The following is a 15,849-nucleotide window of genomic DNA, read 5'->3' as shown; positions in this document are numbered from 1 at the left end:
GTCTTCCTGCAGCCCGACCCCTTTATCCAGGATCCCTCCAACCTACAAAACTACAACCGCTACGGCTACTGCTTCAACAACCCGCTCACTTGCACTGACCCCAGCGGGTACCTCAGCCTCGGTAAGTTTGTAAGAACCGTAGCAGCCATTGCTGTAGCTATCTATGCACCCGAACTGATTGGGCAATATTTCATCAATTCGGCCGCAGGTGCAACGACACTATTTGCGACTATGTCTGGTGGCTCGTTCCTCACGAATGCCGCGATATTGACACCGCTCGGAAGCTTTACAGCAGCCGCTACCGCGGGCTTTATAGCAGGAGCAATAGGAAGTGACTCACTTTCCGGTGGTGTCCAAGGTGCCTTCACTGCGGGAGCGTTTAACCTTGCCGGAGATTTTTTAAATGCTCAGGGTGCATTCCGAGGAGGTACAGAATATGGTGAGTTCGGCACAGTTGGCATCACTGTTCACGCCGTCGCGGGATGCGTGACGAGCGTAGCGGGCGGTGGAAAATGCGGCCCTGGGGCCCTCAGTGCGGCATTTTCGCAAGCCGCTCTGCCTTACAAGCCCAACGACTACGTTGGCGGCACTCTGGCGAGCTATGTTATCGGCGGTACCGCATCAGCTCTCGGCGGGGGCAAGTTCTCGAATGGAGGCCAGACAGCGGCGTTTGGCTACCTTTTCAACTGCGGAATGCACCCAGGAACCTGTAAGAGTGGCCAGTTCGGAGATGATCCAAAGGGGCATGAGGTCGAGGCGATCAGTACTATTTGCCACACGTCTGACCCTAACTGCACTAGACAGGCGGTGTTCGAGCGCGGCCTAACGCATTGCCCCATTCCGGCAGCATGTTTTGATTCGCCAGTCCAAAGTGGCCAGATTGCGTCGATACCGACGCCGCTTTACGGAATAAACAAGGTCCAGTTCATCGTCGATCCCGATAACTTTGCCGTATTTAATATAACGGTTCCAGGCCAACATATGTGGGATCCTGGCTATGTTTATCGGAATGTTCAAGTCAATGACGCAGGTTATGTCACCATCGTCTCCTATGGTGCGGGCACCGGTAACGGAAGGCTGGCGAATATTGCCTTTTACAGCGCCGGCTTGTGGCAGGTGTATGATGGTCGAATAGTGAGAAAATTCATTCCAAGTTACCCTCCAAGAAAGTGAGTGTAAGTCAAAATGGGCGGTGAAGTCATCATTGGCGGTCTTGCAGTTCTTGGGCCAGTTGTACTGCTCATTCTCGTAGTCTTGGCGTTCATTCGAGCCGCCCGGCCCTACGTGATTCCAATTGTTGTTTGGACGATTGTGTACGCATTTGCCGGGATCGGGTTTGCGAGTCCGCTTGCAAAGCTTGGGGACTTCTGCCTTCACTTGCTAGGTGGGAGTCTAATGTTTGGCTTGCTCGGGGCAGGCATAGCCATCCTTCGAGAATGGCGGCGCTCAGGTTGAATATGACGGCGTGTGTTGACGCCGACCGAGAACCAAGTCACTTTTTGGCGTGATGTTGCGCTAAAACCGAGCCAGGTGAGCAACCTGATCTGCTGGGTTTGCATGCAGCAACGCTACTACGATCCAATTGCGAGGGGCTCTCCGTTGACCCAGTGAAGACCGATGCCGAGACAGCAAGGAATTCTGTCGCTTTACCTACGTCGGCAGTATCCCCAGCCAATCGGATAAGTTACATACATTGTTGATTGTCAGAGCAATGCAATTTTCAATATTACGCTCTCAGACCATGTGCTGGCCCCGGGATATGTCTATCTGAACTACTATCAAACGGACTCGGGTATCCGCCTGCGGCTATACGGTGAGGGCAATGGATGGTTTCCCCGAACGAATGAGAGTCGGGCTCCGCAGACATGGGCACCTGTTGTGGACCGGGTTCGAAAAGCAATAGGCGGCTAATCCAAATGAAGACGCTTTCGTTAGAGAAATCTGGGGCGTTGGCCCAAGTGGCATTGGCTATTGCAGTGGCTGGGGCACTGCCGACGGCTTTATATGCACTGTTCTTGGGTGCCGTCGGTAATGGTGCATTACTGCTGCTGTTGGCCCTTCAAGGCGTTGTCTTTGCAGCCCTATTGACGCCAGTGCTTGGTCTGCTATATGTGCTGGCGAGAAGGCGACTTTTGCATATATTGACGGCTGCCTCAACTGCAGTGGGCTTGATCTTCTTCTTCAACTCAATCAATCTCTGCCCGGCCGAGGTGACAGCAACCCTTAATAGTGTGCAAATTTGTATTGAAGGAACGGCAACACTTGCCGGATGGTGGAGCATTGCGTGCACCACCATAGAAGGACTTTTACTGGGCCTGGTTGGTGGTGCTGTCTTTTGGCAACTCGCGCCCAAGAAGGATGCGCCATAGTTGGGATAGCCACTCGACTGTTTATGCTTTTTTTGTCTACAAATATCCCCGCTTGATGCCTAATGTTTTGCGTGTGAAGCGACTAGATATACTTGCGCACCTCGCGATCAAGAACCGAACCCAGCAGCGAGCCTTTACACAGTCTGGGTTGTTGCCGCCGGTCCAACGCCGACGATTGGCGGTCTCTATGCTCGCCGTCTATATCTCTTTGGTCGTCTTCCTTGGTGTCGCCTTTTGGAATGAATCGCGTGGTCGCGAGGAAGCTGAACTCCGTCGCTGGACGCTTGAAAGGTCGGAACTGCAGGATGAGATATCCAAGCAGTCGCTAACGCGTAACTTCGCAAGTCAACTTCCCGAGCGGATCGATGCCAGCATTATTCCGATAAAGGTTCAACGGCTTGCTGCAGAAAACAGCGTCGTGCTAATCAACCTCGCACCCTCCAAAGATGCCGGTCGAGCCTCAGTAGCCGGCCTCAGCCAGCAGATCTGGGCTCTGCAATTGAGTGGCAACTATCTGAACGTGAAAAGCTTCTTGGCCCAACTGCTTGATCAGTCCCCCGAGCTTTGGCTGACCCACCTGGACTTGAAGGCCGAAGGCGCCAGTGTCCTCGCCCAGGTCGGCCTGCAAGCATGGAGTATCGAGAAGCCAGCCGAGCCAGCGCACTCTGGGGTGGCGCCTTGAGAACTGGTCTGCGTTGGTCGCTCGGCGGGGTGGTATTGCTGACCATGGCGGTGCTGGCCTTCACGGATGGCATGCCATCACCGCCGCCGCAGCCCCTGATTCCCGCGTCGGCTCGTGCACGGGTTGCTTTGGTTGACCGGCTTGGTGAGTCGCAGCCAACGCGGAATGCGACTATCGCGACATCTGCCGGTTCGCGCTCCACAGCCAAGACGGCAGTGGCCATTGGGCAAGCGCCCGACACCCTCGTGCGGCAGGTGCTGAGTAGTGCCGTCCGTGATCCTTTCCGTACAGCTCAACCAGCCGTTGCGTCTTCCGCAGCAATGCCTGCGCCGCCTACAGTGCCAGCAGCGCCCGCTGCTGCACCAGTGGTCGTGCCCGCCATGACCTATCGATACCTGGGCCAACTCATAGACCCCGATGGCAAGCGGCTCGTACTGGTCACCAAGGGTGACAAGGATGTCACCGTGTCCAGAGGTAGCCTGCTCGACGACGGGTTCAGCGTCGCGGACATCCGGAAGTCCCACATCACCATCGTGCACGTCGCCACGAGCACCCCCTTTGAAATCCGCATTCCTGAATCCGATGAGGCGATTCGCTGATCCTGAGACACTGCGCCGCCTGATTACGGTAGGCCTTTGCGCACTGATGGTCACGGGTTGCGCCCTGGATCAACGGCAGCGCCGCCTGGCCGAAGACGCAATCGCCGAGGGCAGGCTTGAGGAAGGCATGAGCGACCTGGCACGCGCGCGATCGCAGCGGCCAGACAGCGTTACGCTGAAGGTGGGTGAACTCTCTCTGCGGACACAGCTCATCGGTGAACTCATCGACAAAGCCCGGGCCGCGGAGTCCGTCGGACGTTTTCAAGAAGCCAGTGAGACCTTGCAGCGCGCGCTTGCTCTGGAACCGGCCAACAGCAGAGTCCAGGAGCGCCTCGCCAGCCTGGCGCTCGCCGTAACGCAGAAGGAAAAGCTGGATCAAGTCGAGTCGTTGGCCTCGGCCGGAAGGTCTGCCCAGGCACTGGCGCTGGCCGAGCAGGCGTTGCGAGACACGCCTGCGCATGCGGGACTTCTGGCCGCCCAACGCGGGCTACGTGCCAAGCAGCGCGAGCAGGAGATCGCATCGTCCCAATCGTCGTTGGCGGAGAAGCGCCCCATCTCTTTGGATTTCCGGGATGCCAGCCTGCGCACTGTGTTGGATGTGGTCTCTCGCAACAGTGGGCTGAACTTCGTGCTTGACCCGGCGGTGAAGCCCGAGATCCGGGTCACGGTCTTCCTGAAGAACACACCCGTCGAGGAGGCGCTTGACCTGCTGGTCAACACCCACCAGCTCGCCAAGAAGGTCCTCGACAGCAAGACCGTTCTCATCTACCCCGCCACCCCTGAGAAGCAGAAGGAACACCAGGAGCAGGTTGTCCGGGTGTTCTATCTCGCCAACGCCGACGTGCGCGCCGCCAGCAACTTCCTGAAGGCCATGCTGCGCGTGAAGGACCCCTATGTGGACGAGAAATCGAACGTCTTGGCGTTGAGGGACTCCAAAGAGAACATCGTGCTGGCCGAAAAGCTGCTCGCCGTGTTCGATGCCAACGAGCCCGAGGTGTTGCTCGATGTCGAGGTGCTTGAGGTCACGACCAATCGGCTGCTGCAGCTGGGTGTCAGCCCGCCGACAACCTTCTCGCTCACGCCGCTCCCGACGACGCCGATCACCACGGGTCAGACGAACAGCGGCTCATCAGGATCGACGGCGACCGGCATCACGCTGTACGACCTGTTGCGCAACCTGGACAGCCGGCATGTCCAAGCCAGCATTGGCGGCATCGCCGTCAACGCCAAGAGTTCGACGGGCGATGTCACGACGTTGGCCAATCCGAAGCTGCGAGCGCGCAATCGGGAAAAGGCTAGCGTCATGATCGGCGACAAGATTCCGGTGGTCACCTCAACGATTGGTACGGGCGGCTTCGTCTCCGAGAGCATCAGCTACCAGGACGTCGGCCTCAAGCTCAACGTGGAGCCCACGATCTTTCCTAACGACGAGGTGGCCATCAAGATGGCGCTCGAGGTCAGCACGCTGGGGGCTGCCGTCAAATCAAGCGGCGGGAGCACCGCATACCAAATCAGCACCCGCAACGCCACCACGGTCTTGCGCCTGAAGGACGGCGAAACCCAACTGCTGGCTGGTCTCTTGAGCCGCAATCGCGAATCCAGCAAGACCGGCTGGCCAGGGCTGAGCGAGATTCCCGTTCTCGGGAGGCTCTTTGCTGACCATCAGGACGTCAACAACCAAACGGAGTTGGTGCTCGCCGTGACGCCGCGCGTGCTTCGAAACGTGCGTCAACCCTTAGCCCACGAGGCGGAAACTTGGGTGGGTACCGAGTTGTCACCGCGACTTCGGCCGTACGGCGGGTTCAACGTCGCGCCGTCCGCCGAAGAGGCCCCCCCCAAAGCGAGTGCGCAGCAGAGCACGGAACCACGCAAGGCGGGATCACCCCGGCCCTCAACGTCCGCTGGAGAGCCCATGACACCCGGAGGCGTGTTCAAGCTGCAGTTGGCGGGACCTGCCCAAGTCAAGTCGGGTCAGACCTTCGATGTCCAGCTGACCCTCGAGGCGTCATCGCCCATGCGCGGATTGCCTGCGGAGGTGAGCTTTGACACGACCCGGTTCGGCTTCGTCGACGCCGTGGAAGAGCCCTTCTTCAAGCAAGGCGATGCGGAGACCAAGTTTTCCAAGACGATCGACGCCAACGCCGGCCGGGTCACGCTGGGTGTCATCCGGATCCAGGCCACGGGCGCACAAGGCCAAGGCAAGGTGGCCACCTTGCGGTTCAAGGCCTTGGAGCCGAGCGACAGTGCAGAAATCCGCGTGACGCGCGCCACACCGCTGTCCCTGGATGCGCCGGCGCCCGCTCAGCCGCTGCCTGCCCCGCTGGTGGTCAAGGTGCTGCCATGACCTGCTGCGCCTCAGACTGCCGGTACCGGAGATGCCGTGGGCACGGCTTCACCGTTGTAGAACTCCTGGTCGTCCTGACCGTGATGGCGGTCCTCGCATCGATGGCCATGCCGCTGGCTCGCATCGCAGTTCAACGGGAGCGTGAGCAGGAGCTGAAGGTCGCACTGAGGGAGATTCGTGCGGCGATCGACGCCTATCAAGTCAGCCCTGAACAACTCGTTTTCAGCCGCGCACCAGCGCCGGGCGACGTGAGGTCACGTCGTTGAGCCGCGATGTTGGCGTCGCCATTTCCATCCCCAGCGTGATGGCCATAGCGATCGGGCCCCACAAGGCGTAATAAAGCACCCGCAGGTGCCGCAGGATCATGCGCAGGTTGTGCCCGGCGCCGCACAGCAGGGCATGCAGTGCGTCCCCGTCCGCGCCCTTGAGCCAGTTCTTGCCCAACAGCCCATCGGCCTTCATGTGGCCGATCATGGGCTCGACCACCTGGCGCCGCTTGAGCAGCTTCTTCAACCGCTTGGGCAGGCGCCGCGTATGGCTGATCAACAGCCGAGCCCCACATGCGGGCTCGACGCCGCGGTAGCCCCGATCAGCCAGGGTGATCCTGGGCGTCGTGCCGGTGAGGATCTCGACCTGTTCGAGCTGGCTGTCCACCGTGTGGCCGTCATAGGGGTTGCCGGGCATGGAACGCATGCCCACCACCAGGCCTTCCTTGGCCGTGACGGCGATCGACACCTTCACGCCGAACTCGTACGGCGTCCTGGCCTTGCCCTTGGCCAGGCATTCGACCTCCGGGGCGTGCAGGGCGTACAGCTTGTTCTTGCTGTCGCGTTGCTGGGCATGCAGGCGCCGGGCGATGTCGAGCTTGTCCTTGAGCGCGCCCGTCACCTCGCCACCCTTGCGCTGGACGTCCCGGATGACCCGGCCCATCCAGGTGCGCAGCTTGCGGATCTCGCGGCGCATGCGCTTGAACTGCTTGGCGTGGGCATAGCGCCCGGCTTGTGTCTCGGCGGCCTTGCCCACGCGCGCGTAGCTCTGGCGCAGCGCCAGGCCCGCCTTCTGGGCGGCAGCCACCAACTGCTCACGCGCCCGGTTCAGCAGCCGGCTGTCGGTCGGGTGCGCAATCGCCTTGGGTTGCACCGTCGTATCCAACACCACCGTCTGCAGGCTGCTGCGCTTGATCACGCCAGCCTTGCGGGCAGCCTCGATGCTATGGGCCAGCAGCCATTCGCAGCCGGCCTCGCCGATGCGCTTGCGCCAGCGCACGAGGCTGGACGGGTCGCACGGCAGATCGTGGCGGAAGTAGCGCTCGCCGCTGAAGTGCTGCCAGTAGGGGTTCTCGACCCAGCGCTGGACGACGTCCTCGTCGCTGAGCGCGTAGACGTGCTTGAGGTAGAGCAGCGCGGCCATCAGCCGGGTCGGCAGCGCAGGGCGGCCCGTCGTGGACTCGAACTGCGCACCCCACTGCTGGGCGAAGGCGGGCCAGTCGATCAGATCAGCCAGCCTGGCCAACTCGTGGCGCTGGTCGATCAGGTTGACCAGCTCGTTGCGGAACAGGTCGTGGTCGCTGTGCTCTTCCACCGGCTTCGGCCCCATCCCAACCTCGATTCAGTTTGCAAGGAATCGATATGCATTGAGCCGCAATCCTGCAATCTCCACCATCGGCAATCGCCCGCAACGCCAGTGTTCATGCGGGCTGTGCGGGTTGTTCAGAGCCGACTATCAAGTGGTTCGTGGCGCCGGCTCTGGCGCTGCGACGGAGGGCGTTTCCCTCTGTCCGCCGTCCTTGATCGCACTGACACAGCTCATGCAGGACCCGCGACCGAGCTCCGGCGGGCAAATGATCCGCTTCTTGAGACGAGTACCTCGCGACCCTTTTGCAGACCCCCAATTACCTGCAGAGGAAACATGGGGCTTGCGTAGCTACCTTTCAGAGGCCAGCAAGCCCATGCCGGGGGCAGATGTCTATGACGTTTACTCGCTGTCGCAGCAACAGGCACTGGACGGAACGTGGCTGAAGGACTGGTAATGCAGATGACCACATCACGCCCAGGCGCTCAGCTCAGCGGCTTTACCGTCATCGAGATGCTGGTCGTGATGACGGCAATCGCCCTGCTGTTGAGCGTTGCTGCGCCTCGCTACATCCAGCATATCGATCGCAGCCGTGAGGTCACGCTTCGCCATGACCTCAAGGTGATGCGCGATGCCATCGACAAGTTCGCCGCGGACAAGGGGCGCTACCCATCGACACTGCCTGAACTGGTTGCCCTGGGCTACCTGTCGAGCATCCCCGTCGACCCGATGACGGGCAGCGCTGTGACGTGGTTGACTTCGCCGCCCACGGCAGCCTTGGTGAGCTGGCAGTCTGGGGTGCCGCCCACGGTGCCTGCGCCTGAGGGGGCTGCCCTGGCTGGCGTCGGGGACGTTCACTCAACGGCGACTGGCCTTGGTTCTGATGGAACGCCGTATGCATCGTGGTGAAGTGAACCGCCGTATGAATGGCTTCACCATGCTGATCGTTCTGGGCATGGTGGCGCTGGCTTCTGCTGGGCTGTCTCTGGTCGGCTCGCGCTACACGAAGCAGGTGCAACGAGACAAGGAACAGGAGCTGCTGATCGTGGGGCGCATGTATGCGGCCGCCTTGCAACGCTACTACGACTCGGCGCCAGGCAACCTCAAGCGCTATCCCAAGACCCTGGATTGGCTGGCGCGAGATCCCCGTTTTGCGGGCGTGGTGCGCCACTTGCGCAAGGTCTACCCAGACCCGTTGCAGCCAGACAAGCCCTGGGGGCTTGCCTTCGACAGCAACGGCGGCATTGTGGGCGTCTTTAGCGTCAACTACGCCCAGCCGCTTGGCCCTGCATCCCCGCTGGCCCCCGTCGCCGACGCCCGGCGTTACTCGGACTGGTTGTTCCTTGCCGACCCCAAACTGACCAACTTCACGCTTTCGATCACAGGAGCCCCGCCATGAGAAGCCTTCAACTTGACCAGCAATTGCAGCGGGAGCGGCCAGCCTCACAAAGCCGGTTGCGCGGCTTTACCTTGCTGGAGATGCTGGTGGTCATTCTGATCATTGGCCTGCTGACCGGCATCGTGGCGCCTCGCCTGCTGGGCCAGATGGCGACCTCGGAAATCACGGCGGCTCGCGCTCAGTTGGCGGCCATCGACAAGGCATTGCAGGCCTTTCGGATCGACAACAAGCGCTTTCCCACGACGCAAGAAGGTCTGGCGGCGCTGACGGTCGCCCCGCCGTCTGCGCCTCAGTGGGCCGGCCCTTACCTCCAGAGTGCTGTGGGCAATGACCCCTGGGGCCAGCCTTACCAGTACGCGTTCCCGGGTCGGCCCGGGCGCGACTACGACCTGTACAGCTCGGGTCCGTCCAAGACGGGCGCGGCTGACGGCAGTGGCGGCGCAGTTTTCCTGAACTCTGGGCCCTGAGAGTCCGCCGCTCATGGACTTCACCGCCAAGCTGTTCGATCCGAACTCCTGCCAGGTGCAGGAGCGACAGGTCACGGCTGCTTCGGCTCGTGAGGCGCGCTCGAAGTTGGAGTCCGAGGGTCTGACCGTCCTAGCGCTGAACGCACTGAAAGGCTCTGCCGGTGAGGTGCCGGACGCGGCAGGGGCCAAGCTCACAACCGGAAGCTCCAAGGACCAACGGCTCGACGTGGCCTGGTGGTGCCGAGAGCTCCGCACCCTGCTGGCAGCTGGCATGACCGTGGTCGAAGCCTTGGACACGCTCAGGGCCCAATCGCCTGAAGGCTTTCGTCGGCTGGTGCACCGGCAATTGGTTCACAGCCTGCAGTCTGGCATGTCGCTGTCCCACGCGATGGCCTCGACCGGCGCGTTTCCTGCGGTGCTGACAGCTAGCGTCAAGGCCAGTGAGCGTACGAGCAACCTGATCGATGCACTGGATGACTACCTTCGGTATCACGAGCTGCTGGACAACCTGCGTCGCAAGGTGATCAGTGCGGCGATCTACCCCACGCTCGTCTTCAGCCTGGGCATGACGATCACGTTCTTCCTGCTGGTGTTCGTCATCCCGCGGTTCGCTCAGGTATATGCCAACCGACCGGGTTCCGTCGGGCCAGCAACGAAGCTCCTGCTGCAGTCGAGCAGCCTTCTGCACGATCATTTTCCTGTGGCGATGGCGATGTTTGCAGCTCTTGCCATCGGCGTGCTGTGGGCGTGGCGGCGTGGGTGGGTGACGGTGGCAATCCAATGGATTGCCGACCGCATTCCGTTGCTGCAACAACAGTTGCGTGAGCTGAGCTTGGCCAAGCTTTACCAGGCCATGGCCTTGATGACTCGAGGTGGCTATGCGTTGGCTGAGACGGTTGAGTTGTGTGCTGGTTTGCAGATCCATCCCGCACTTCGGCCCAGGCTCCGCGCCGTACGCAGCGATCTGGTTCACGGTCGCCGCGTGTCGGCTTCGTTGCGCGCTGCGGGCCTGACCGATGAGGTGACGACGAGGCTGTTGGCGGTGGGTGAACGGACCGGCAACTTCGATCAGATTCTCCAAGTCATTGCGAACCGGCACTCGTCCAATTTCACCCTCTTCGTTGAGAGGGCCACACGGGTTGTCGAGCCGGTCATGCTGTTTCTGGTGTCCGCCCTCGTGGGATCGGTCGTGCTGCTGATGTACATGCCGGTGTTCGATATCGCGAGCACGATCCGATGAGCCAAGCAAGTGCCTTCGACCTTGCCACTCTGAACGAGGGCGCCCCTGCGCAACAGCCCGCGCCACCGCGTGAGGTCACCGTGGCAGAGGTTCGGCGAGCGATCAGGCAAGCCCGGCGCGAGCGCAACCCGGGTGAGACAGTGTTGGATCGGCTCTTGCTGCAGTTTGGGCCCCAGGGAGCGGAAGACGTCGCCCCCACGATGAGCCCGTCACCCGTGGAATTGGCAGCGCTGTTGCTGTCCGCAAGTGGCGTTCAGGCGGCCTTCGATGATGAGGCCCATCAGCTATGGCTCAATCATCCTGCGCTACGTGAACTGGTCGCGGTCGGGATGGTGCCTCTGAAGCACGGAGGGAGCGAGGCGCTGTGGGTCGGCGCTGCCGATCCATGGGATGCCGATGCCAGCGCACAGGCGACGGCTGCGCTCCGCGCCGAAACTTTTGCGGCGTTTGTGGCACTGCCAGCGCGCCTGCTCCAGCCCTGGCTCAATGCCGCGGCGGCGAAGCTGAACGCTCTTGAGCGCGAGCCCACTGGGGGAACGACTGGGCGCGCTGCAGCCTTGGAGGGCGGGGAGTCCGCCTCTTCACCGTTCGGCCGCGGCATTCGTGCGGCTCCCGGCGATGACGAAATGGACCGCCTCGAAGCCATGGAAGGGTACGGATTCAATCAGGGCATTGTGGTCATGGAGGAAGACCACCAGCCGGCAGAGGTCGTCACCTTCGTGAACCAGGCGCTCCACTCGGCCTTCCTTGCTGGGGCCAGCGATGTGCACTTTGAGTACAGCCGTTCGGGGATGACGGTCAAATTACGCCAGGACGGTGTCATGACCTACCACTCGTCCATCGCGGGCATGCAGCGCGCCGAAGAAGTGATCTCCAGAATCAAGGTGCTGGCTCAACTCGACATCACCGAGCGGCGTGTGCCGCAAGACGGCCGATTCCGGTTTCGCTTCGCCGGCGGCGAGCTAGATCTGCGCGTGTCGATCATGCCGAGCGTCTTCGGCGAGGATGCCGTCCTGCGATTGCTGGACAAGGCTCAGCTGAGGTCGACGGATGTCGCCGTGTCGCTGGACTTGCTCGGCTTCGATGAGCAGAGCGTTCAAGCCATCCGGAACTTGTCCGAACTGCCACACGGCATGATGCTGATTACCGGACCCACGGGCAGCGGCAAGACGACGACGGTCTACGGGATTCTGTCGGAGGTGAACACCGGTGACGAGAAGATCATCACCATCGAAGACCCCGTGGAGTACGAACTGAGTGGCGTGCTCCAGATCCCAGTCAACGAGAAGAAGGGGCTGACGTTTGCGCGTGGTCTGCGATCCATCTTGCGTCATGACCCGGACCGCATCCTGGTCGGCGAGATCCGAGATGCGGAGACGGCTGAGATTGCTGTGCAGTCTGCACTGACCGGCCACCAGGTGTTCACGACTGTGCATGCGAACAGCGTGTTTGACGTGACCGGACGGTTCAAGCACTTTGGCCTGGACATGTTCGGATTCATGTCGGCGCTCAATGGGGTCATCGTTCAACGGCTCGTGCGCCGCGTTTGCCCGCACTGCGTTACAACACGCGTTCCCAATGCCCGTGAAGCTGAGTGGCTCGCGTTGATGAAACGGCCGCTAGATCGCGTGCCAGCCAGTGTGGGCTGCGCTGAATGTCGACAAACAGGCTACCGGGGCCGGCTCGTGATCGCGGAGGTGCACCGTGTGGATGATCGATTGCGTGACCTCGTCACGCTGAACGCCCCGGTCTCCCAACTGAGAGAGCACGTGATGCAGGCAGGTGTGCTGTCCCTTGCCGAACAGGGCGCTCGCCTGATCGCGGACGGAATGACAACCACGGAGGAGATCAAGCGTGTCGTCGGCTGGTACTGAGGTCCGCGCTCTGGATGTGCTGCTGGGCAAGACCGGCTGGTCGGTTTGCAGACGCTATGAGTTGCTGCATTCAGAACGGGAGCTGGCGCCAGCCGACACGCTGCGGTCGCTGACGGCATGGCTGCGTACCGGCGCTTCTGGCAAATGGTGGAGGCGAACGCCGCTCACGGTTTACCTGACTGGCGGTATCTGTCGGCCCTTCCTGCTGCCGGAGTTGCCGCCATTACGCATGGCTGAGCAGCGCCTTGCGATTGACGCGGCCGCCAAGGCCCGCACCGGACTCACGGAGCCGCTGCAGGTCTGGCTTTCGCCCCTGCTGTCGGGCGGCGCAGACGGCGCCCGGAAACACCAGTTCGGCGCGGCGCTGACCCACAAGGACTTGGCTGATCTTGTGGCAGCGTTGCGACGAGTGAGGCATATACGTCTGGCGTCGATCCAGCCGGTTTGGTCGCTCGCCTTGGAGGTGTCGGTGTTAGCCTCCCGTGTCGAATCGAACCCACTCGATCTTCTGCTTGTGCAAGACACTGATGCGATCACATTGCTGGCCGGCGCACCTCGATCGGAGGCCGAGTCCGATGGTCAGGCGAGTGGGTTCGCCGCTGCACTGACCGTTGACGGTGGGCTGGATGCGGCGGGTCAGCGCAATGCCGTGATGCGCCTGGTGTCCGGTCTGGAAGTCGAGCCCATGAACACGGTCCTTATGCGCTTTGGTGCGCGTGACATGGAGCGGCCCACGCACGGTCAAGTTTCAGCAGGTTCCGCTGAGCTTGACTCCGCTGGGCTGGTGCCGCTTCAAGCACTGCTGAGCGTGCAGTCACTCGATCTGGAGCGGATCACGGAGGTTGTCGCGTGAAGCCGCTGAAGATTGACTTCCGACCACGTTTTGCTTGGCGTGCGGCAGCACTGTGGGCAGGTATTGCCTTGTTGATGATGGTGGCTGCCTGTCTGGCTTGGGCAACTTGGCAAGTGAGAGCCGAGACAGAACAACTGTCCCGCGCAAATGCGGAGCTGGAGGCCAAGATTGCACAGCTGAAGGCTAGGAAGCAGGCCGAGCTTGTCCCACCGCCTTATGCGGAAGCCATCAGTGAGCTGGTGGCCATCTCGCAGTTCCCACTTGATGCTGCCCTTGGGGTGCTTGAGCGCATTGATGTGCCTGGCGTGAGAATCACCTCGATCGATATCGATGCACTGGAAGGGACGGGAATCGCAGTCGTTGAGGCGTCGTCAGCTGATAGCGTGCGGCTATTTCTCGAAGGACTTGCAGCGCAGGAGCCCCGACCGCGATGGGAACTGCAATCAGTAAGCTCTGTAAAGCAAAACTCAGGCGATATGCCAATCACCGCCCTCAGTATTAGCTCAAGTCCGAATGCTAGTTTGGGTGGTCAATCCTTGAGCTATCGCGCTCAGATTCGCTTGAAATGATGGAGCTGTGTGTGACTGACCTTATCCCCGTTTTATTACCGCTCGGACGTAGAACTTTCCTGCTCCTCTGACATCGCCGCAGCCGCCTGCAGGCGGCTGCGGCGGGCGAATTCGGTTGGCGTGGACATTCAACCGGGAGTCCATACATATAGAAGGTCGCGCTGCTGATGCCCAGCTCAGCTTGCTTGAGCGCGTAGGCCATCTGCTCCTCGGTGAACTTGCTCTTCCTCATGGCATGAACTCCTGACCTCTTCCAGGGCCTCTTCATGCCGGTCCATTCTGTTACCGAACGGTACGGAAACCTGGGACAGGGTCAGCCCACAACCTCATCGCTCGTCTCGTGCAGTACTGCTAGGAAGGCGTGCAAGTCAATTCCAAGCCTATCTTGTCCGCCACGCTCCCCGATAGAGCCTTTGTGAATCTTACGGAAAACTCCTCAGGACCCACCGAATCAACAATGATATTTTCCGGCGCAATCCAAGAGCCCGCGACGGCGGTCACTGCGGAGTTAATTCGCGTCTCAGTAAGGCCAGATGCTTGAGCCTCGATTCGAGGCGTGACTATGTATACCCGGGCCGCAGTCTTGTATCGCTTATCACACAAAGCGTCAGCTTGATTAATCATCCGCTTGATCAGCTTTTGCCCATCGCTATCCAACCTTGAACTTTTGATGTGGAAGCCGACGACAATTCGGTCAGCATAAAGGATGGTATCCGCCCTCAAGTCGCACGATAGCAGCAGCGCTGCCGTCAGTAGAAAATTACTTATCCAGAGATTGTTCGGCATTGTAACACCTCGCTATTTCAGGCGTTCGCGAATGATTGAGTAGAACCTTTGTATAAATTTGTCTGTCAGCTGCAACGCTTGACTTTCCCAAGGACGACTTGAGTAAGGCATAGACCTTTCAATCTCCGTCGAGTTCTTAACCATTGCTTCGTTTTCTGGAAAGGAGTGTACGTATTCGTGAAACACCGTGCCTACCATGGTCACGAAGCCGCCAGCGGGCTGAATAAATGTGGAGAACATCAAGGCTGTTCCCTGCCCACCCCAACCATAAACAGCATGAACCCCCTCGTTAAATTTAGGGTCTATATCCTGCGGCTTCGCGTTGATGTAGCTATACACCATTTCCGAGAACGACGCTGACGAGCACTGCTTGCATTCATCGAGGAACTTTGGGATTAACTCCGCAGTTAGTTTAACCGCCTCTTGAAGTTGAGCTTGTGCAGTGGCCAACGATAGAGGGGGACCCTCCAGCTCAGGCGGAGGTAGTTTGTAGTAGTAAGTCTTGCTTGATTGGGGGGACTTGCCGTCGTCGAGGTACCTGTTGGCCAATGGTGTCACCTTCTGCGCGGCCCAATTCCCGAGCCAACTGCCGGCCGCATTTGCCGCCCCATCTCGGCACTTGCCACCAGTCGCAACGCTCCCGATGCAGCCTGCCGCAGTAGACGCAAGAAAGCCTCCAAGGTCCTGACTGTTACCACCCATACCCCAACTGATCAGCCCAGCTACAGCGCCCTGGCCGCACTTGCCGCCCACCGCTGCCGCGTTCACGCACCCTGATGCCGCCGCATAGAAGCCCGCTTGCGCCGGCGTGAAGTCCCCGCCGTACGCGGCGCCAATGTATGACGTAGTCCCGCCAACGATGGCACCCTTGAAGCCACCTGCTTGATAGCCCTGGTAGGCCCCCACTAGTGCTGCGCACTGCGGACCACATATGTACGCCGCCACGACCTTGTAGAAGGCATTTCTGAACGACGTCCAGAAGCTCAACCCGCTGGGGTCGGTGCAAGTGAGCGGGTTGTTGAAGCAGTAGCCGTAGCGGTTGTAGTTTTGTAGGTTGGAGGGATCCTGGATAAAGGGGTCGGGCTGCAGGAAGAC

Annotated in this window: 13 protein-coding genes and 2 pseudogenes; 13 read left to right on the top strand and 2 right to left on the bottom strand. The window is 60.5% G+C overall.

The features are described 5' to 3' along the window. The 6 genes and pseudogenes from CDO81_RS28315 to CDO81_RS29350 form a co-directional block, all read left to right on the top strand. Window positions 1-1,173, top strand: a pseudogene (locus tag CDO81_RS28315) (hypothetical protein); the annotation flags it as partial. A 743-nt stretch (window positions 1,174-1,916) separates the two neighbouring features. Then, window positions 1,917-2,369: a hypothetical protein gene (locus CDO81_RS27930; protein ID WP_144397440.1), complete on the top strand. Its 453-nt coding sequence runs from the start codon at window positions 1,917-1,919 to the stop codon at window positions 2,367-2,369. A gap of 187 nt (window positions 2,370-2,556) precedes the next feature. Then, on the top strand, window positions 2,557-3,051 hold the full coding sequence (locus CDO81_RS27110; protein WP_088486388.1) for a hypothetical protein: 495 nt from the start codon (window positions 2,557-2,559) through the stop codon (window positions 3,049-3,051). A gap of 29 nt (window positions 3,052-3,080) precedes the next feature. After that, entirely contained in the window at window positions 3,081-3,650 is a 570-nt protein-coding gene (locus CDO81_RS28310; protein WP_158218452.1) for a hypothetical protein, read from the top strand. Further along, entirely contained in the window at window positions 3,610-5,994 is a 2,385-nt protein-coding gene (locus CDO81_RS27105) for a cohesin domain-containing protein (RefSeq protein ID WP_158218451.1), read from the top strand. The genes CDO81_RS28310 and CDO81_RS27105 overlap by 41 nt, the downstream gene beginning before the upstream one ends. Next, complete coding sequence (locus CDO81_RS29350; protein WP_088486386.1) at window positions 5,991-6,260, top strand: prepilin-type N-terminal cleavage/methylation domain-containing protein; 270 nt, start codon at window positions 5,991-5,993, stop codon at window positions 6,258-6,260. The genes CDO81_RS27105 and CDO81_RS29350 overlap by 4 nt, the downstream gene beginning before the upstream one ends. Here CDO81_RS29350 and CDO81_RS27095 read toward each other — a convergent pair. Beyond that, complete coding sequence (locus tag CDO81_RS27095) at window positions 6,217-7,590, bottom strand: IS5 family transposase (protein ID WP_088486385.1); 1,374 nt, start codon at window positions 7,588-7,590, stop codon at window positions 6,217-6,219. The two genes, CDO81_RS29350 and CDO81_RS27095, sit on opposite strands and share 44 nt — an antisense overlap. A gap of 414 nt (window positions 7,591-8,004) precedes the next feature. On the opposite strand from CDO81_RS27095, the gene CDO81_RS27090 reads away from it, so the two are divergent. From CDO81_RS27090 to CDO81_RS27925, 7 genes are all read left to right on the top strand, one after another. After that, the gene (locus CDO81_RS27090) at window positions 8,005-8,475 is read left to right on the top strand and encodes a type II secretion system protein (protein ID WP_241517191.1); all 471 of its coding nucleotides are present in this window, start codon (window positions 8,005-8,007) and stop codon (window positions 8,473-8,475) included. A gap of 13 nt (window positions 8,476-8,488) precedes the next feature. Then, a complete protein-coding gene (locus tag CDO81_RS27085) occupies window positions 8,489-8,965 on the top strand; it encodes a type II secretion system protein (protein WP_088486383.1) in 477 nt (158 codons plus the stop codon). Further along, window positions 8,962-9,432: a type II secretion system major pseudopilin GspG gene (gene gspG / locus CDO81_RS27080; RefSeq protein ID WP_088486382.1), complete on the top strand. Its 471-nt coding sequence runs from the start codon at window positions 8,962-8,964 to the stop codon at window positions 9,430-9,432. The genes CDO81_RS27085 and gspG overlap by 4 nt, the downstream gene beginning before the upstream one ends. Before the next feature lie 13 nt (window positions 9,433-9,445). Beyond that, window positions 9,446-10,672 (top strand): type II secretion system F family protein, encoded by a 1,227-nt coding sequence (locus CDO81_RS27075; protein WP_088486381.1) that lies wholly within the window; start codon window positions 9,446-9,448, stop codon window positions 10,670-10,672. A 200-nt stretch (window positions 10,673-10,872) separates the two neighbouring features. Then, entirely contained in the window at window positions 10,873-12,546 is a 1,674-nt protein-coding gene (locus tag CDO81_RS27070; protein WP_241517190.1) for a GspE/PulE family protein, read from the top strand. Beyond that, the gene (locus tag CDO81_RS27065) at window positions 12,527-13,399 is read left to right on the top strand and encodes a hypothetical protein (protein ID WP_144397438.1); all 873 of its coding nucleotides are present in this window, start codon (window positions 12,527-12,529) and stop codon (window positions 13,397-13,399) included. Before CDO81_RS27070 ends, CDO81_RS27065 begins: the two co-directional genes overlap by 20 nt. After that, a complete protein-coding gene (locus tag CDO81_RS27925; protein ID WP_144397437.1) occupies window positions 13,396-13,968 on the top strand; it encodes a hypothetical protein in 573 nt (190 codons plus the stop codon). Before CDO81_RS27065 ends, CDO81_RS27925 begins: the two co-directional genes overlap by 4 nt. 798 nt (window positions 13,969-14,766) lie before the next feature. On the opposite strand, the pseudogene CDO81_RS28560 reads toward CDO81_RS27925, so the two are convergent. Continuing rightward, a pseudogene (locus tag CDO81_RS28560) lies at window positions 14,767-15,849 on the bottom strand (hypothetical protein); the annotation flags it as partial.

The organism is Roseateles puraquae (genome assembly GCF_002205845.1).
Taxonomy (GTDB): Bacteria; Pseudomonadota; Gammaproteobacteria; order Burkholderiales; family Burkholderiaceae_C; genus Pelomonas; species Pelomonas puraquae.
Note: the sequence above shows the minus strand (reverse complement) of the source record. Positions and strands in the feature narration are given on the sequence as shown.